General features: G+C 63.7%; 15 protein-coding genes. 8 read left to right on the forward strand and 7 right to left on the reverse strand.

Annotation, left to right across the window (positions count from 1 at the left end):
• The 5 genes from DBV08_RS20090 to DBV08_RS20110 all read right to left on the reverse strand — a co-directional run bounded on the left by DBV08_RS20090 (nt 1) and on the right by DBV08_RS20110 (nt 5,751).
• Nucleotides 1-1,266, reverse strand: a complete 1,266-nt coding sequence (locus tag DBV08_RS20090) for a cysteine desulfurase (RefSeq protein WP_095970174.1) — start codon at nt 1,264-1,266, stop codon at nt 1-3.
• A 5-nt stretch (nt 1,267-1,271) separates the two neighbouring features.
• Nucleotides 1,272-2,078 (reverse strand): Fe-S cluster assembly ATPase SufC, encoded by an 807-nt coding sequence (gene sufC / locus DBV08_RS20095; RefSeq protein ID WP_095970175.1) that lies wholly within the window; start codon nt 2,076-2,078, stop codon nt 1,272-1,274.
• 61 nt (nt 2,079-2,139) lie between these two features.
• Nucleotides 2,140-3,360, reverse strand: a complete 1,221-nt coding sequence (gene sufD, locus DBV08_RS20100; protein WP_124568616.1) for a Fe-S cluster assembly protein SufD — start codon at nt 3,358-3,360, stop codon at nt 2,140-2,142.
• Complete coding sequence (gene sufB, locus DBV08_RS20105) at nt 3,360-4,820, reverse strand: Fe-S cluster assembly protein SufB (protein ID WP_003944799.1); 1,461 nt, start codon at nt 4,818-4,820, stop codon at nt 3,360-3,362. The genes sufD and sufB overlap by 1 nt, the downstream gene beginning before the upstream one ends.
• Before the next feature lie 184 nt (nt 4,821-5,004).
• On the reverse strand, nt 5,005-5,751 hold the full coding sequence (locus DBV08_RS20110; RefSeq protein WP_296555487.1) for a metalloregulator ArsR/SmtB family transcription factor: 747 nt from the start codon (nt 5,749-5,751) through the stop codon (nt 5,005-5,007).
• A 130-nt stretch (nt 5,752-5,881) separates the two neighbouring features.
• Here DBV08_RS20110 and mptB point away from each other — a divergent pair, with 130 nt between their 5' ends.
• From mptB to DBV08_RS20135, 5 genes are all read left to right on the forward strand, one after another.
• A complete protein-coding gene (gene mptB / locus DBV08_RS20115) occupies nt 5,882-7,636 on the forward strand; it encodes a polyprenol phosphomannose-dependent alpha 1,6 mannosyltransferase MptB (RefSeq protein WP_124568617.1) in 1,755 nt (584 codons plus the stop codon).
• Nucleotides 7,633-8,574, forward strand: a complete 942-nt coding sequence (locus tag DBV08_RS20120; RefSeq protein ID WP_007727917.1) for an ABC transporter ATP-binding protein — start codon at nt 7,633-7,635, stop codon at nt 8,572-8,574. The genes mptB and DBV08_RS20120 overlap by 4 nt, the downstream gene beginning before the upstream one ends.
• A 14-nt stretch (nt 8,575-8,588) precedes the next feature.
• On the forward strand, nt 8,589-9,425 hold the full coding sequence (locus tag DBV08_RS20125) for an ABC transporter permease (RefSeq protein ID WP_378375607.1): 837 nt from the start codon (nt 8,589-8,591) through the stop codon (nt 9,423-9,425).
• A gap of 47 nt (nt 9,426-9,472) precedes the next feature.
• Nucleotides 9,473-10,867: a hypothetical protein gene (locus tag DBV08_RS20130; protein ID WP_260395673.1), complete on the forward strand. Its 1,395-nt coding sequence runs from the start codon at nt 9,473-9,475 to the stop codon at nt 10,865-10,867.
• Nucleotides 10,868-11,015: 148 nt separating this feature from the next.
• Complete coding sequence (locus DBV08_RS20135; protein ID WP_185564770.1) at nt 11,016-11,990, forward strand: heme A synthase; 975 nt, start codon at nt 11,016-11,018, stop codon at nt 11,988-11,990.
• A 65-nt stretch (nt 11,991-12,055) separates the two neighbouring features.
• Here DBV08_RS20135 and DBV08_RS20140 read toward each other — a convergent pair whose 3' ends face one another.
• Nucleotides 12,056-12,418 carry a hypothetical protein gene (locus tag DBV08_RS20140; RefSeq protein ID WP_095970181.1) on the reverse strand — a complete coding sequence of 121 codons (363 nt, stop codon included), beginning with the start codon at nt 12,416-12,418 and terminating at the stop codon, nt 12,056-12,058.
• 83 nt (nt 12,419-12,501) lie between these two features.
• Between DBV08_RS20140 and DBV08_RS20145 the strand changes: the two genes are divergently transcribed.
• Nucleotides 12,502-13,467, forward strand: coding sequence for a quinone oxidoreductase (locus tag DBV08_RS20145; RefSeq protein ID WP_124568619.1), 966 nt, complete (start codon nt 12,502-12,504; stop codon nt 13,465-13,467).
• A gap of 56 nt (nt 13,468-13,523) precedes the next feature.
• Here the strand turns inward: DBV08_RS20145 and DBV08_RS20150 are convergent, their stop codons facing one another.
• On the reverse strand, nt 13,524-14,507 hold the full coding sequence (locus DBV08_RS20150; protein WP_003944994.1) for a heme o synthase: 984 nt from the start codon (nt 14,505-14,507) through the stop codon (nt 13,524-13,526).
• 201 nt (nt 14,508-14,708) lie between these two features.
• On the opposite strand from DBV08_RS20150, the gene tkt reads away from it, so the two are divergent.
• Both tkt and tal read left to right on the forward strand, forming a co-directional pair.
• Entirely contained in the window at nt 14,709-16,811 is a 2,103-nt protein-coding gene (gene tkt / locus DBV08_RS20155) for a transketolase (RefSeq protein WP_003944976.1), read from the forward strand.
• 5 nt (nt 16,812-16,816) lie between these two features.
• Nucleotides 16,817-17,941: a transaldolase gene (tal, locus tag DBV08_RS20160; RefSeq protein WP_124568620.1), complete on the forward strand. Its 1,125-nt coding sequence runs from the start codon at nt 16,817-16,819 to the stop codon at nt 17,939-17,941.
• Nucleotides 17,942-17,945: the final 4 nt, after the last annotated feature.

Genomic DNA, 17,945 nt, shown 5'->3' on the forward strand with positions numbered 1-17,945 from the left:
TCAGTTCAACTCCCCTGCGACACCGAAAAATTCCTGCGCACGCTTGATCGCTGCGACGAGAACATCGATTTCCGAGGTGGTGTTGTAGAGCGCAAACGACGCACGGGCCGTAGCAGCGACACCGAACTTACGGTGCAGCGGCCACGCACAATGGTGTCCGACGCGGATCGCGACGCCCTCGTCGTCGAGGATCTGCCCGAGGTCGTGGGCATGAATACCGTCCACGACAAAGGAAATCGCGCCGCCGCGGTTCTCGGACGTCTGTGGTCCGATGATGCGCAGACCTTCGATCGCAGACAGCTTCTCGAGAGCATCCTCGACCAACACGTGCTCGTGCGCGGCGACTGCGTCCATCCCGAAGGTGTTCAGGTAATCCACGGCAGCGCCCAGTCCGACCACCTGTGAGGTCATCGGTACGCCGGCCTCGAAACGCTGAGGTGGCGGCGCGTAGGTGCTGACCTCCATGGTGACCGTCTCGATCATCGAGCCACCGGTGATGAACGGAGGCATCGCTGCCAGCAGTTCACGACGGCCGTAGAGAACTCCGACCCCCGAAGGGCCGAGCATCTTGTGACCGGAGAACGCCGCGTAGTCCACGCCCAATTCGTGGAAGTCGACGGCCATGTGAGGCACCGACTGGCACGCGTCGAGCACGACGAGTGCACCGACGGCGCGTGCTCGTCGCACCAATTCCTCGACGGGTGCGATAGCGCCGGTCACGTTGGACTGGTGGGTGAACGAAACAACCTTCACCGCGTCCGTCAACTCCAGCGAATCGAGATCGATCCGGCCGTCGTCGGTCACGCCGTACCACTTGAGCGTCGCACCGGTTCGGCGCGCAAGTTCCTGCCAGGGAACGAGGTTGGCGTGGTGTTCGAGTTCGGTGATGACGATTTCGTCGCCAGGACCGACATGGCGGTCGAAGCGATCGTCACCGAGAACGTAGGTGACGAGATTCAGTGCCTCGGTGGCGTTCTTGGTGAACACCAACTCGTCCGAATCCGCGCCCACGAAGGAAGCGATGGTGGCGCGAGCATTCTCGTACGCGTCCGTCGCCTCTTCTGCGAGCTGATGAGCACCCCGGTGTACTGCCGCGTTACACGTGGTCAGGAAGTCCCGTTCGGCATCGAGAACCTGGACCGGACGCTGCGAGGTAGCGCCGGAATCCAAGTACACCAAAGGTTTTCCGTCGCGCACGGTTCGCGCCAGGATCGGGAAGTCGGCCCGAACCGCTGTGACGTCGAGCTCGCGCACCGAGGTGGTCATCGTGATTACGCTCCCTGGGTAGCTGCGGTGTCCGCGGTGAAACGAACGTAGCCGTTGGTCTCGAGCTCGTCGGCCAGTTCCGGTCCGCCGGACTCGACGATGCGGCCACCGACGAACACGTGAACGAAGTCGGGGTTGATGTAGCGCAGAATGCGCGTGTAGTGCGTGATCAGCAGAACGCCGCCGTTCTCGCGCTCCTTGTAGCGGTTGACACCTTCGGAGACGGTGCGCAGGGCGTCGACGTCGAGGCCGGAGTCGGTCTCGTCGAGGATCGCGATCTTCGGCTTGAGCATGCCCAACTGCAGGATCTCGTGGCGCTTCTTCTCACCACCGGAGAAACCTTCGTTGACCGAACGCTCGATGAACGAGGGGTCGATCTCGAGCTCGCTGAGGGCTTCCTTGACTTCCTTGACCCAGTGGCGCAGCTTGGGAGCCTCGCCTCGCACGGCCGTAGCGGCGGTGCGCAGGAAGTTGGACATGGATACGCCGGGAACCTCGACGGGGTACTGCATGGCCAGGAAGAGCCCGGCACGTGCACGCTCGTCGACGCTCATTGCGAGGACGTCTTCACCGTTGAGGGTGATGGAGCCGGACGTGACCTGGTACTTGGGGTGACCGGCGATGGCGTACGACAGAGTCGACTTGCCCGAGCCGTTGGGGCCCATGATCGCGTGGGTCTCGCCGGAGCGGACCGTCAGGTCGACGCCCTTGAGGATCTGGATGGGCTCGGCGTTCGCATCGGAGTTGGCGACCTCGACGTGCAGGTCACGAACCTCGAGGACCGAGGTGGTGTTGTTGTCACTGGTAGACATGAAATTCCTTCAAGATGAGGCGGGCGAGCGTAGCGACGGGGTGGTGTCGCCGGCGGGGCGGTCAGGAGCCGACGGCTGCGAGTTCGGCTTCGACTGCGGCTTCGAGGCGATCGCGCACCTCGGGAACAGCGATCTTGTTGATGATTTCGTGGAAGAACCCACGTACGACCAGACGGCGAGCCTGATCCTCCGGGATACCACGAGCACGCAGATAGAACAGCTGCTCGTCGTCGAAACGTCCCGTTGCACTTGCGTGGCCGGCTCCGACGATCTCACCGGTCTCGATTTCGAGGTTCGGAACCGAGTCGGCGCGAGCGCCGTCGGTCAGCACCAGGTTGCGGTTGAGCTCGAACGTGTCGGTGCCCTCCGCTGCGGCGCGGATGAGAACGTCGCCGATCCACACGGTGTGCGCGTCGGGCTTGCCGGATCCGGGATCGCCCTGAAGCGCGCCCTTGTAGACCACGTTGGACTTGCAGTTGGGCTGCGAATGATCCACCAGCAGACGCTGTTCCAGGTGCTGGCCGGCGTCGGCGAAGTACAGGCCGAGCAGTTCGGCGTCGCCGCCCGGTCCGTCGTACTTGACGGTGGCGGACAGGCGAACCAGGTCGCCGCCCAGGCTGATCGAGGTGTACCGAAGCACTGCGTCGCGGTTCAGGCGAGCATGGTGTGACGTGACGTGAACTGCATCGTCCGCCCAGTCCTGAATCGCCACCACGGTCAACTGCGAGCTGTCACCGAGAACGAATTCGATGTTCTCCGCGAAGGTTCCGCTGCCGCGCTGGTCGATCACGAACGTCGCCTTGGCGAACTGCGCCAGACGAATCTGGGTGTGTCCGAAGGCGACATTGTCGACTCCGGGGCCGGTCATGGTGACCACGACGGGCTTCTCGACCTCGACCTCGGCGCCAACCGAGATGACCGTCGCAGTCTCGAAGCTCGAGTACGCCTGCGCTGCAATGCGATCCGCAGGAACACCAGCCTTGCCCAGACGCTCGTCGTCACGGCCGACGGTCTCGACGGTGATGTCGCTTCCCCCGTCCACCTCGACGGTGACCTGAGCGTTGGCAACGGCACTGCCGTCGTGCAATCCGCGCAGACGACGCAGCGGGGTGAACCGCCAGATCTCGTCACGTCCGCCCGGGACCTCGAATGCATTGACGTCGAACGAGGAGAACTGCTCACCCTTGTTCGTGATGGGCGAGCCGGTGGCTGCACCCTTTACTGGAGCGGTCGGGTTCTCCCCGGCAACAGCTCCGATGACTCCGGTCTCTGGCGTGGTCACTAACCCACAGCCCCTTCCATCTGAAGTTCGATAAGGCGGTTGAGCTCGAGCGCGTACTCCATCGGGAGTTCCTTCGCGATAGGCTCGACGAATCCACGCACGATGGTGGCCATCGCCTCGTCCTCGGTCAGTCCGCGGCTCATCAGGTAGAAGAGCTGATCGTCGCTGACCTTGGACACCGTGGCCTCGTGACCCATGGTGACGTCGTCCTCGCGGATGTCGACGTACGGGTAGGTGTCGCTGCGGCTGATCTGGTCGACGAGCAGAGCGTCACACTTGACGGTCGACTTGGAGCCGTGGGCACCCTTGTTGACCTGAACCAGACCGCGGTACGACGCACGTCCACCGCCACGGGCGACAGACTTGCTGATGATGGTCGAGGACGTGTGCGGCGCGAGGTGGAGCATCTTGGCGCCGGTGTCCTGGTGCTGGCCCTCACCGGAGAACGCGACGGAGAGAACCTCACCGCGGGCGTACTCGCCCATCAGCCACACGGCCGGGTACTTCATGGTGACCTTGGAGCCGATGTTGCCGTCGACCCACTCCATGGATCCGCCGGCTTCGACCTTGGTGCGCTTGGTCACCAGGTTGTAGACGTTGTTGGACCAGTTCTGGATGGTCGTGTAACGGCAGTGGCCGCCCTTCTTCACGATGATCTCGACTACGGCCGAGTGCAGTGAATCGGACTTGTAGATCGGCGCGGTGCAACCCTCGACGTAGTGCACGGAGGCATCTTCGTCGACGATGATCAGGGTGCGCTCGAACTGACCCATGTTCTCGGTGTTGATGCGGAAGTACGCCTGCAGCGGGATGTCCACGTGGACTCCCGGCGGAACGTAGATGAACGAGCCGCCCGACCACACGGCGGTGTTCAGCGCGGAGAACTTGTTGTCGCCGGCCGGGATGACCGATCCGAAGTACTCCTTGAACAGCTCCGGGTGCTGCTTGAGGCCGGTGTCCGTGTCGAGGAAGATGACGCCCTGCTCCTCGAGATCCTCACGGATCGAGTGGTAGACGACCTCGGACTCGTACTGAGCTGCGACACCGGCAACGAGGCGCTGCTTCTCTGCCTCGGGGATGCCGAGCTTGTCGTACGTGTTCTTGATGTCCTCGGGCAGGTCTTCCCACGACTCGGCCTGCTTCTCGCTGGACCGGACGAAGTACTTGATGTTGTCGAAGTGAATGCCTTCGAGGTCGCTGCCCCAGTTCGGCATCGGCTTCTTGTCGAAGGTGCGCAGCGCCTTGAGACGGATGTCGAGCATCCACTCGGGCTCGCTCTTCTTGGCGGAGATGTCCCGCACGACAGCCTCGGACAACCCGCGCTGCGCGCTGGCTCCGGCTTCGTCGGAATCGGACCAGCCGTAGCCGTAATGACCGAGGGACGCGATGGTCTCTTCCTGCGTGAGCGGCTCGGTGCCTGCTGCCGCAGTGGTAGTCGCCTGGTCTGATGTGACGGTCATGCGAGCTCCTTCCGGAGTCTTGTTTCTTGACGGCTGCTCGGTTTCAGCGAGGGCTGGTCGCTGCGGTCGAGCAGTTCTGACTTTGAAGAACTAGCTGAAAAATCTCTATTCGAACGCTGCTCTGCGGAATCACTCTGTAGAACAACAGTCTCGGTAGAACTCTCGGTAGAACACTGTGGTCCGGTCATCTACTCCCGGTGGACACGAGGGGCACGTGCGTCGTGCAGGCGCAGTCACCGTTGGCGATGGTTGCCAGACGCTGGACATGCGTTCCGAGCAACTGCCGGAATGCTTGCTGCTCTGCTTCGCACAGTTCCGGAAACTCTTCTGCCACATGGGAAACCGGGCAGTGATGTTGGCAGATCTGCACACCGTTACCGACCGGCCGGGTCGACGCTGCGAACCCCACCGCGTTGAAAGCTTCGGCGATTGCGTCCGCTGTCGCTTCGACGTTGTCGACATCCGTCGGATCAGCCGGTTCGACGTCTCCGACGATCGCCTGAACCCGACGCTTGGCGAATTCCTCGATTGCCGCATCTCCGCCGATTTCACGGAGTTGCCGCATCGCGGCTCCCGCCAGATCGTCGTAGGTGTGGCCCAGGCGCCCGCGACCGGTCGCGGTGATCTGGAACTGCTTGGCGGGACGACCTCGTCCGCGCTGGCGCAGCGACGACGCCGAAGCGGTACGGGCTTCGCCGGACTCGATCAGCGCATCCAAGTGACGTCGGACACCTGCGGCACTCAAACCGAGGCGTGTGCCGATTTCGGAGGCGGTAATGGGGCCTTCTTCGAGTAGCAGCTTGACCACTGCGGCCCGGGTCTGGCCTTCGACGCCCACCGTCACGGGATTTGCGACAGCACTCTGCGAGGTCGCTACAGTGGGCTGACCTGCAACTTCCTTACTTCGAGGGTCTGACGCATTTCTTTTCACAACACAAGTGTGACGGAATTCTTTTCGCAGGTCTACTAAGGGCAACCTGCATTACATTCGGGAATATCCGGACAACGTACGTTGTTTGTGCTTGTCTGTCCGGCTGGATGGAGCCGCTACGCTGCCTGGTGTGCCGCAGACCCCCGAGAAGACGACGACCGCGCGATCGGCGCGCGCGATCCTGCTGGAAAAACCCAAGGCACTCGCGCTTTCCACGATCGGCGTTCGGCCTTTCGGTTCCGCTCCCCGGCAGAGTATGGCCGCGGTGTTGCACGGCGACGAAGACGAGCGCCCGGGCCTGAATGCGAAGGAAACTGCACAACTGCGCGGGATCCGCAGATTCGGAGCAACCGGCGCGGTACTGATGGCAGTCGGCGCACTCGGCGCGGGCGCACAACCCGTCCTTCAGAATCCGACCGCAGGACTTCGAGTCCTCAGCCTGCCCGGACGTATGCCGACCGTCTCACTCACCATGACGATGACCGGAACCGTGCTCGTCGTTCTCGCCTGGCTGATGATGGGCCGATTCGCTGTCGGAGACATACGCAGCCGTTCCGGCGCGCCGCGGCGCATGACCCGTTCTCAGCTGGACCGCACACTTCTGCTGTGGATCCTGCCGCTCTCGGTCGCGCCGCCGATGTTCAGCCGCGACGTCTACTCGTATCTGGCACAAAGCGAAATTGCGGCCCGTGGACTCGATCCGTACGCCATCGGCCCCAAGGCGGCGCTGGGCGTCGACCACGTTCTGACCCGCACGGTTCCGACGATCTGGCGCGACACCCCAGCTCCGTACGGACCGTTCTTCCTGTGGCTGGGACGCGGGATCAGCTCACTGACCGGCGACAACATCGTTGCCGGAATCTTCCTGCACCGCCTGCTCGCACTGGCCGGCGTCGCGCTCATCGTGTGGGCGATACCGCGACTGGCCAAGCGATGCGGTGTCTCTGCCGTCAGTTCACTCTGGCTCGGTGCCGCGAACCCGCTGTTGCTCTTCCACTTGGTAGCCGGCATCCACAACGAAGCTCTCATGCTCGGGTTGATGCTCGCCGGAATCGAGATCGCCCTCCGGGCAGTCGAAGGGTCCGAGCCCATCCGTGGGCAAGCACTGTTCTATCTCGTCGCGGGATCCGGGTTGATCGCGTTGTCCTCGACGGTCAAGATTCCGTCCTTGCTTGCACTGGGATTTGTCGGCATGGCCTTGGCCCGGCGTTGGGGTGGAACCTGGAAAGCACTGGCGGGAGCCGCGATTCTTCTGGGCATCGTTGCCGCCGTCGTCACGTTCGTCATCAGCGTGGCCAGTGGGCTCGGCATGGGTTGGATCAACACGCTCGGTACCGCAACGGCGGTGCGGAGTTGGATGTCCATCCCGACGCTGCTGGGCGTCGGCACGGGACTGGCCGGCGTACTGCTCGGGCTCGGTGATCACACCACCGCGATCCTCACGATCACGCGGCCCATCGCGTATCTCGTCGCGATGCTCATCACCGCGCGGATGATGATCTCGGTATACATGGGTCGCATTCACCCGGTCGGTGGACTCGGCATCGCCCTCGGCGCGATCGTTCTCCTGTTCCCCGTCGTTCAGCCGTGGTACCTGCTGTGGGCGATTCTCCCGTTGGCCGCGTGGGCCACCGCGCCGATCTTCCGTATCCCAGCTGTGGTCTTCACTTCGATCGTCAGCGTCATGTTGATGTCCAACGGCGCCGAATATCTTCCGTTCATGATCGTGCAGGCCGTCATCGCGACCATCCTCACCGCCGGAACGCTCATCGTCTTCACCCGCAATTCACTCCCCTGGCGTAGCGACAAGCCAGTAGCGGAGATCACGAAAGGCGGACCGGTAGACGAAGACAACTCGGCGGGGGCTTACGCTGATTCCCCGTGACCTCGAGAGCCTCCAGATCGTCGACGCCGGCGGTACAGATCCAGGGTGTCGTCAAGTCCTTCGACGGTGTTCGAGCCGTCGACGGTATCGATCTCACTGTCGAGACGGCCCAGGTCGTTGCCCTGCTCGGCCCCAACGGAGCCGGTAAGACAACCACCGTCGAGATGTGCGAAGGGTTCGTCACCCCAGACGCCGGCACCGTTCGGGTGCTCGGACTCGACCCCATCGCCGACTCCGGTGAAGTCCGATCGCGAATCGGCGTCATGTTGCAAGGCGGCGGCGCGTACCCCGGGTCCAAGGCCGGAGAAATGCTCGACCTCGTCGCCGCATACTCGGCCGACCCGCTCGATCCCGCCTGGCTGCTTTCCAAACTCGGCCTCACCGATGCGCGCAAGACCCCGTACCGTCGTCTCTCCGGAGGCCAGCAGCAACGACTGTCCCTGGCATGCGCGCTGGTCGGCCGTCCCGAATTGGTATTTCTCGACGAACCCACCGCCGGACTCGACGCTCAGGCGCGTCTACTCGTGTGGGAACTCATCGACGCTCTGCGACGCGACGGCGTGAGCGTTCTGCTCACCACGCACCTCATGGACGAGGCCGAAGCGCTCGCCGACGAACTGGTCATCATCGACCACGGCAAGATCGTCGCGTCGGGAACGCCGGCCGAGGTCACCAGCAAGGGCGCCGAAGGACAACTCCGTCTGACGACGGTTCCCGGTTTGAGCCTCGATTCGCTGGCCGGTTCACTCGCCGGGTTCCGCATCGAGGAATCCAACCCCGGCACCTACGTCGTCGAAGGTGCAATCGATCCGGCAACCGTGGCAACAGTTGCGACGTGGTGTGCCGATCAGGACGTGCTGATCAACGACATTCGCGTCGATCAACGGAGTCTGGAAGACGTCTTCCTCGAATTGACGGGCCGGGAACTGAGGGGATGACGGAGATCAAGGTCATGAACGAAACAGCGTCGAACGGCCAGAGCAGTCCCATCAGCGTTGCCAGAGACCGGCGGCTCGCCGAGAACCGCTTCGAGCCAGGCACCTTCTCGCCGGATCCCCGCCCCAGTTCGGCGGCCAAGATGCTGGCGGCGCAGACCAAACTGGAGCTGACTCTGCTGCTCCGCAACGGTGAGCAATTGCTACTCACCATGTTCATCCCGATCACCCTCCTCATCGGACTGTGTCTACTTCCGATCGGCGATTTGGGCGATTCTCGGGTCGATACCGTGCTCCCTGGTGTCATGATGGTTGCCGTGATGTCGACGGCGTTCACCGGACAGGCCATCGCCGTCGGATTCGATCGCCGATACGGCGCGCTCAAACGACTCGGTGCCACTCCCCTCCCACGGTGGGGAATCATCGCCGGTAAGAGCGCTGCCGTCATCATCGTTGTTGCCCTGCAGTCACTGCTGCTCGGTGCCATCGGCTTGGCGTTGGGGTGGCGTCCGTCGGTCGTCGAACTTCTACTCGGCGCCGTGGTCATTGCCATCGGTACCGTCACCTTTGCAGCGCTCGGACTGCTGCTCGGCGGCACGTTGCGCGCAGAGATCGTTCTCGCGCTCGCCAACGTCTTGTGGTTCATCATGGTGGGCATCGGCAGTGTGGTCTTCGCCAGTGGCGAACTGCCGACCGCTGTTCACACGCTGGTGCGAATAGTTCCCTCCGGCGCTCTCGCACATGCACTCGAAGCGGCCCTCGACACCTCGATGGACTGGTTCTCGATTCTCGTACTTCTCATCTGGGCCGCGGTGGCCGGTGTCTGCGCAGCAAGGTGGTTCAAGTTCACGTGAGTACACGACGGACAGCTCAGATCGTCGGCTGTGTCGCCGCAACAGTGATGTTGTGTGCCGGACCCGCAACGGCGACCCCTTCGGTGTCCGGTCCACTCGCACCTGCAAATCCGTACCTCGGTCCCGTCGGCACCTCCACCATGCACGGTGACGCCGGCTCGTCCGACGTCACTCCGCTGCCTGGTCCCGGAACCGGCCCCCACGAGGTCACTGCCTTCCCGATGATGGCCGCCTGCCCGACGGTTCTCCAGGGTTCCGACGGCATGGTCGTCTCGCTCTGCACGACGATGATCGGCCAGATCCCCACCATCCATTTGATCGATCCGAAGGCCGACGCCACGCCGTTGGGTAGATCCGTGGCACAACTGCCGCTCGCGAAGGGCAGTCTGCTCGGCGGCGTCTACGCCTACCTCGACAACGAGAACCGTCTCGTCGCCGTCGACGGAAACCGTCAACTGGTTCGCATTTCCCATGCGCAAAATCCGGACGGCAGTTGGCGTCTGGAACTCGCGGATGTCATCGATCTCAGTGGTGCGGTCGCCTCCGACGACAACGTCACCGGCCTCGCTCCGGACTGGGAAGGCAATGTCTGGTTCGCCACCGGGCACGGCACCGTGGGGTATGTCGGCACGGATCGGATCGCGCACAGCATTGCGCTTCCCGAGGGTGAACAGGTGCAGAACAGCATCTCCACCTCACCGACGGGTACTGCCGTCGCGACAACCCACGCGCTCTACCAACTGAAGCGAAGCGGCGACGAGGTCGTCATCGACTGGCGTCAGCCGTACGACCGCGGGCCTGCCCGCAATCCGGGTCAGCTCAGCTGGGGAACCGGATCGACGCCGACGTACTTCGGTCCTTCGACAGGCAGCGATTTCTTGACCATCGTCGACAACGCTCATCCGACGGTGAGCTTGCACGTCTATCGCGCTGACACGGGCGCCGAGGTGTGCACGCAGCCGGTGTTGTCCGCGGCCAGCCAGGACGGCTCGCCGAGCGGCAGCGAGAACTCCCCCATAGGCATCGGTCATTCCGTCTACGTCGCCGGCACTTACGGATACCCGTACCCCACGACTCCTGAAGGTGCCGGTCCAGCAGTCCCCGCCACGGCACCCTTCAACGGCGGAATGACCCGCGTCGACATCGATCCGGTCGGCTGCCATGTCGTGTGGGACAACACCATTCGTAGCTCCGCGGTACCCCACCTGTCGACGGCTGACGGCTCGATCTACACCGTGACACGGGACGGCGCTGCGAACACCTCTCCGCTGGACGGTTACTCGTTCGCGGTGATCGACTCGAAGGACGGGTCACAGATCGGTTCGACTCCCCTGCCGTCGACCATCCTCAACGACACCCTGCAGATGTCGGCACTCATCACCGAGTCCGGCGAGTACTTCCAGGGAACGATCTCGGGAATCGTGCGGGTTCGCGCGAACTGATGCGAACTGGCCCCACGGCGCTGCGCAGTTCTGGTCCCGACGACACGGGGCAGGCGCGGAGCGAGCTGCCCCCGACGACACGGGGCAGGCGCGGAGCGAGCTGCCCCCAACGACACTGTGTAGTTGACGGGGAACTACCATCGTTGGCGTGGTGAATCGTGTGTATGCCGGATTTTTACGCTTGGTGGATCGACTACCTCTCCCCTCGCTGAAAACGCAGAAGATCATCGCGTTCATCGTGATCCTGACGCAGGGTGGCATCGCTGTCACCGGCGCGGTGGTGCGCGTGACGGACTCGGGACTCGGCTGCCCGACGTGGCCGCAGTGCTTCCCCGGTAGCTTCGTCCCGGTCGGCCACGGACAGGTCGCGGTGATTCATCAAGCCGTCGAATTCGGCAACCGTCTGCTCACGTTCCTGGTTGTGATTGTCGCTGCCGCTATCGTGCTCGCGGTGACTCGCGCTCGCCGCCGCAAAGAGGTGCTTGTCTACGCCTGGATGATGCCGCTCGGCACGGTCGTTCAGGCAGTGATCGGTGGTATCACCGTCCTGACTGGCCTGCTGTGGTGGACGGTGGCAATCCACCTGGTGGCGTCGATGCTGATGGTCTGGGTCGCCACGGTGATGTACGCGAAGATCGCCGAACCCGACGAGGCAACAACTCTGATCGTGATGCCGAAGCCGCTGCGTTGGCTGACCGCGCTGTCCGGAGTTGCGCTCGCCGGCGTGCTGGTCGCTGGCACCCTCGTAACGGGTGCAGGCCCGCACGCGGGTGACAAGGGACTGGACCGAACGGTGCCCCGCCTGGAAATCGAGATCGTGACGCTCGTTCATCTGCACTCGCAGTTGCTGGTCGGATACCTCGCACTGGTCGTGGGTCTGACCTTCGGCCTGTATGCGGTCGGGACATCAGCGGCGGTGAAGATCCGCTTGAAGGTCCTCCTGGGGCTTATCCTCGCGCAGTCACTCATCGGTGTCGTTCAGTACTTCACCGATGTGCCGGAGGTCCTGGTGATCATGCACGTCGCCGGTGCCGGTCTGTGCACCGCTGCGACCGCTGCAGTGTGGGCTGCGGGTAAGACCCGCCAGTTCACGCCGACCAGCTCGCCCGTACCAGCTGCCTGATACTTTTCAATACACGTGTGGGGCGTAGAAACACCGAAAGGTGTTCCTACGCCCCACACGTCGTTTCAGGATTCGTTGCGTGCTTTCGGGAACCGAGTCTGGTTGGCGACCCAACCGGCCATCTTCTTGAAGTGGCCGTCTTGCGGGGTGACGATGCTCGTCAGCTCACGCTCCCACTCGGCAACGGTGACGGTGTCGAAGGAAGCGACGACCGCGTTGGCCGTGGCGAGGTCCTCGACGACCTGATCACCGAGGATGCCGTCGGCACCTACGAGGGTGATACGGACGCCGGCGAGGCCGACCGGCTGGATGACCGCGCTGGCGGTGCCGCCGTGCTCGGCGACGAACTTGGTGATGGCGTTCACCGTGGACTTCGGCAGTTCCGGCGCGGACGGGGTGGCGTCCGACTTCTCGGTATCGGTGCTCATGACTCGACAATACTGGTCGGTAGCCCGAAAGCGACACCAGGCATGGACTGAGCGTCGGCCGCCTCGGGTGTAGAACAGAAACCATGCGAGCCATCTACGTGACCGAGACCGGCGGACCAGAGGTTCTGACTCTGACCGAACAACCCGAACCGACACCCGGCCCAGGCGATCTACTCGTCAAGACCGAAGCGATCGGCATCAATTTCATCGACACGTACTTCCGAATGGGCCAGTACAAGCGTCCGCTCCCCTACATTCCCGGCGAGGAGGGCAGCGGTGTCGTCGAAGCTGTCGGATCCGACGTCTCCGAATTCACTGTGGGCGACCGTGTCGCGTGGGCTGCGGCCACCGGCAGCTATGCCGAGAAGGTGGCTGTTCCCGCCGCAGTCGCCGTGAAAGTGCCCGACGGTGTCCCCGCCTCGGCCGCGGCGTCGGCGCTCCTGCAGGGGATGACAGCGCACTACCTCGCGAAGTCGACGTATCCGATCCAGAGCGGCGACACCGTGCTCGTGCACGCAGGTGCGGGTGGCGTCGGGTTGATCCTGACGCAGATGGCCGTCAGCCTCGGTGCGAAGGTCATCACCACTGTGTCATCGAATGCGAAGGAAGAACTCTCGCGTGGCGCCGGCGCCTCGGAAGTCTTGCGGTACGAAGAGGACATCGCAGCGCGAGTTCGGGAATTGACCGGCGGCGAAGGAGTAGCGGCAGCGTACGACGGTGTCGGCGCGACGACCTTCGATTCGAGCTTGGCTTCCGTGCGTATCCGCGGCACGGTCGCGTTGTTCGGTGCGGCCAGTGGACCGGTTCCGCCTGTCGATCCGCAGCGGCTCAACTCGTCGGGATCGCTGTTCCTGACGCGTCCGACGCTCGCGCACCACATTCGCACTCGCGAGGAACTGACCTGGCGTGCCGGCGATGTCTTCGACGCCATTGCGGCCGGGAAACTCGATATTCGCGTCGGCGCCGAGTATCCCCTCGCCGATGCGGCGACGGCCCATCGGGATCTGGAAGGTCGAGCAACGACGGGATCAATCGTTCTGATCCCCTAGCGAAGTGCTGTGCGCCTTTATTAACCGCCCGCGGTTGATAAAGGCGCACAGCAGAATCAGCTGAGCATGTCGCTGATCGTCTGGAGTCCGAGAACCGAGTCGACGGCGAGGCCGACGAAAACGATCGCAAGATAGTTGTTGGACTGCAGGAACAGGCGCAGCGGCTTGACCTGAGCACCGCCACGAACGCTGCGGTACAGCTGATGTGCCATGAGCAGGAACCACGCACCGGCGACGATGGTGATGGCGGCGTAGATGACGCCCGAGGCGGGCACGAGGACAAGCGTCGTGACGACCATTGCCCAGCTGTAGAACAGGATCTGCTTGGTGACGTGCTCTTCGGTGGCGATCACCGGAAGCATGGGAACACCGGCAGCTTTGTAGTCCTCTTTGTAGCGCATGGCGAGCGCCCAGGTGTGCGGCGGCGTCCAGAAGAAGATGATCAGGAACAGCACGACGGGCTGCCAGCTCAGCGACCCGGTGACAGCGGCCCAGCCGACGAGGACGGGCATACATCCGGCAGCGCCACCCCAGATGACGTTCTGCCAGGTACGACGCTTGAGCACCATCGTGTAGATGAGGACGTAGAACGCGATCGTGATCACGACGAGGATGCCGGCGAGGAGGTTGGCTCGCCACCACAGCCACAGGAACGACGCGAGTCCGAGAAGGAGCCCGAAGACGAGCGCGTTACGTGTCGGCACCGCCTCGCGGGCCAGCGGACGCTTCGCCGTGCGCTTCATGACCTTGTCGATGTCGGCGTCGACGACGCAGTTGAGCGAGTTCGCACTCGCCGCGCCCATCCAGCCACCGAAGAGGGTGCTGAGGATCAGAACGATGTCGACTGTTCCGCGATCGGCCAGCAGCATTGCCGGAATGGTTGCCACCAACAGCAATTCGATCACTCGCGGCTTCGTGAGCGCGATATAAGCCAGAACCTTGCCCGTTGCGCGACCCCACACCGTATCGGTATTGGTCGCCCGCGGGGCGGCACCTGGGCTGCCGAAGCCATGTCCGCTCGGCTGTTGCCCTGTCCGCACGTTCTCTCCTTGCACCACGCGTTACCGCACTAACTCTTCACGACACACTGCTGACACTGTTCTCTACTACGAACGATGGTAGACCGCAGCCATTGAGGAACCGAATCGACCCGGACAGCCAGGACCATTAGGCTGGGTTACGCAGTGGAGGGACACCCCACCCTCGCAATCCACGTACACCATGTCAGGAGACATCTGCCAGTGTCGATCACAGACGAGATCCACGTCCTCACGCAACCCGTCCACCCCTCGGACTGGACCGACCTGGACACCAAGGCTGTCGATACCGCCCGCGTGCTCGCCGCCGACGCGGTTCAGAAGGTCGGCAACGGCCATCCCGGAACTGCAATGAGCTTGGCGCCGTTGGCATACACCCTCTTCCAGCGCGTCATGCGCCACGATCCTTCGGATGCAGAATGGGTCGGCCGTGACCGCTTCGTTCTTTCCTGTGGTCATTCGTCCTTGACGCTGTACACCCAGCTCTACCTGTCGGGCTACGGTCTCGAGCTCGCTGACCTCGAAGCTCTCCGCACGTGGGGCGCACTGACCCCCGGTCACCCCGAGGTCGGCCACACCGTCGGCGTCGAGATGACCACCGGTCCGCTGGGCCAGGGTCTCGCCTCCGCAGTCGGCATGGCGATGGCCGCGCGTCGTGAGCGCGGACTGTTCGATCCGGAGACCCCGGTCGGCTCCTCCCCCTTCGACCATCACATCTACGTGATCGCGTCCGACGGTGACATCGAAGAAGGCGTCACGTCCGAGGCCTCGTCCCTCGCCGGTGTCCAGGAACTGGGCAACCTCATCGTCTTCTACGACGACAACAAGATCTCCATCGAGCACGACACCACCATCGCTCTCGGCGAAGACGTCGGAAAGCGATACGAGGCGTACGGCTGGCACGTTCAGCACGTCGAAGGTGGCGAGAACGTCTCCGGCATCCTCGACGCGGTTGCCGCGGCCAAGGCCGTCGTCGATCGTCCGTCCATCATCTTGCTCCGCACCATCATCGGTTTCCCGGCTCCGAAGAAGATGAACACCGGCGACGTCCACGGCTCCGCTCTCGGTGCCGACGAGGTTGCCGCGGTCAAGGAAGCCCTCGGCTTCGATCCGGCCAAGTCCTTCGACGTCGATGCCGACGCGCTGGCTCACGCCCGTGAGGTCGTCTCCCGCGGCGCCGACGCACGCAAGGCATGGCAGGTCGAGTTCGACGCGTGGGCCGCACGTGAGACCGAGCGCAAGGAACTCTTCGACCGCCTGTTCGCCGGGGAATTCCCCGCCGGCTGGGCCGACGCTCTCCCGACCTACGAGGCCGACGCCAAGGGCGTTGCGACTCGCAAGGCCTCCGGTTCGGCACTCAACGCGCTCGGACCGATCCTGCCCGAGCTGTGGGGCGGCTCCGCCGACCTCGCAGGCAGCAACAACACCACCATCAAGGGTGCAGATTCGTTCGGCCCCTTCTCAATCTCCACCAACGACTGGAATGCGCAGCCCTACGGCCGCACGCTCCACTTCGGTATCCGTGAGCACGCGATGGGCTCGATCCTCAACGGCATCGCGCTGCACGGCCCGACCCGCCCGTACGGCGGAACCTTCATGGTCTTCTCCGATTACATGCGTCCGGCGGTTCGCCTGGCCGCACTGATGAAGACTGCCGTCACCTACGTCTGGACCCACGACTCCATCGGTCTCGGCGAAGACGGCCCGACTCACCAGCCGGTCGAGCACCTCGCTGCTCTTCGTGCGATCCCGAACCTCGCCGTCGTCCGCCCGGGTGACGCCAATGAGACCTCGTTCGCATGGCAGGCAGCACTCGAGAACAAGACGGGCCCGACGGCTCTGGCACTCACCCGCCAGGACATCCCGGTTCTCGAAGGCACCAAGGAGAAGGCTGCCGAGGGAGTCAAGCGCGGCGCTTACGTCCTCGTCGACGCAGCCAACGGTTCGCCCGAGGTCATCTTGCTGGCCACCGGTTCCGAACTGCATCTGGCCACCGAGGCTCGCGAGACCCTCGAAGCTCAGGGCGTCGCAACCCGCGTCGTCTCCGTGCCCTGCCTCGACTGGTTCCTCGAGCAGGATCAGGCGTACCGCGACGAGGTCATTCCGCCCGCCGTCCGCGCGCGCGTGTCCGTCGAAGCCGGCATCGCGATGCCGTGGTGGCGCATCCTCGGCGACGCCGGTCAGGCCGTCTCGCTCGAGCACTACGGCGCTTCCGCCGATTACAAGACCTTGTTCCGGGAGTTCGGCATCACTGCCGACGCGACTGTCGAAGCCGCGCAGCGCTCCCTCGCAGCTGTGAAGGGATGATCTCGATGACACAGAACGTGAATACCGAAAAGCTCTCCGCTGCAGGCGTTTCCATCTGGCTCGACGACCTCTCGCGAGATCGCATCCAGTCCGGCAACCTGCAGAACCTCATCGACACGAAGTCGATCGTGGGTGTCACGACCAACCCGTCGATCTTCCAGGCAGCACTCTCCAAGGGATCGGCCTACGACGCTCAGGTCCGTGAGCTCGCAGAGCGCGGCGCCGATGTCGACGCCACCATCACCGCGGTGACCACCGACGACGTGCGTGCTGCGTGTGACATCCTCGCTCCGCAGTTCGAGGCGTCGAACGGCGTCGACGGACGCGTGTCCATCGAGGTCGATCCTCGCCTGGCACACGACACCGACGCCACAGTCGCGCAGGCGATCGAGCTGCACAAGATCGTCGATCGCCCGAACGTCCTGATCAAGATCCCCGCGACGTTGGCAGGCATTCCCGCCATCGCCAAGGTGATCGGCGAGGGCATCAGCGTCAACGTCACCTTGATCTTCTCGGTCGAGCGCTACGAAGCAGTCATGGGCGCGTACCTCGACGGTCTCGACACCGCCAAGGCTGCCGGCCGCGACATCTCGTCCATCGAGTCGGTCGCCTCGTTCTTCGTTTCCCGCGTGGATTCCGAGATCGACAACCGCCTCACGGCAATCGGCACGCCGGAAGCCCTCGAGCTGCGTGGCAAGGCCGCACTCGCAAACGCGCGTCTGGCGTACAACGCGTACCAGCAGATCTTCGAGGTGCAGCCGCGCTTCCAGGCTCTTCTGGCCGACGGCGCCAAGGCTCAGCGACCGCTGTGGGCGTCGACCGGCGTGAAGAACCCGGATTACCCCGACACGCTCTACGTCACCGAGTTGGTTGCGCCGAACACGGTCAACACCATGCCGGAGAAGACGCTCGACGCTCTCGCCGACCACGGCGAGATCACCGGCGACACGATCTCGGGCACCGCTCAGGAGTCGCAGGCGGTCTTCGATCAGCTCGCTGCAGTCGGCATCGATCTTGCGGACGTGTTCAAGGTCCTCGAGACAGAGGGCGTCGACAAGTTCGAGGTGTCCTGGAACGAGTTGCTCGACGCAACCGCCGAGCAGCTCCGCGCAGCAACCCAGAAGAGCTGAGCCT

The organism is Rhodococcus sp. KBW08 (assembly GCF_003852455.1).
GTDB classification, from domain to species: Bacteria; Actinomycetota; Actinomycetes; order Mycobacteriales; family Mycobacteriaceae; genus Rhodococcus_F; species Rhodococcus_F baikonurensis.

Excerpts from the sequence above, each read along its gene's own strand:
- tal (WP_124568620.1), top strand. The coding sequence starts at position 16,817 with ATGACACAGAACGTGAATACCGAAAAGCTCTCCGCTGCAGGCGTTTCC.
- DBV08_RS20125 (WP_378375607.1), top strand. The coding sequence starts at position 8,589 with ATGAACGAAACAGCGTCGAACGGCCAGAGCAGTCCCATCAGCGTTGCC.
- DBV08_RS20140 (WP_095970181.1), bottom strand. The coding sequence starts at position 12,418 with ATGAGCACCGATACCGAGAAGTCGGACGCCACCCCGTCCGCGCCGGAA.
- DBV08_RS20090 (WP_095970174.1), bottom strand. The coding sequence starts at position 1,266 with ATGACCACCTCGGTGCGCGAGCTCGACGTCACAGCGGTTCGGGCCGAC.
- sufC (WP_095970175.1), bottom strand. The coding sequence starts at position 2,078 with ATGTCTACCAGTGACAACAACACCACCTCGGTCCTCGAGGTTCGTGAC.
- DBV08_RS20130 (WP_260395673.1), top strand. The coding sequence starts at position 9,473 with ATGTTGTGTGCCGGACCCGCAACGGCGACCCCTTCGGTGTCCGGTCCA.
- DBV08_RS20145 (WP_124568619.1), top strand. The coding sequence starts at position 12,502 with ATGCGAGCCATCTACGTGACCGAGACCGGCGGACCAGAGGTTCTGACT.
- sufB (WP_003944799.1), bottom strand. The coding sequence starts at position 4,820 with ATGACCGTCACATCAGACCAGGCGACTACCACTGCGGCAGCAGGCACC.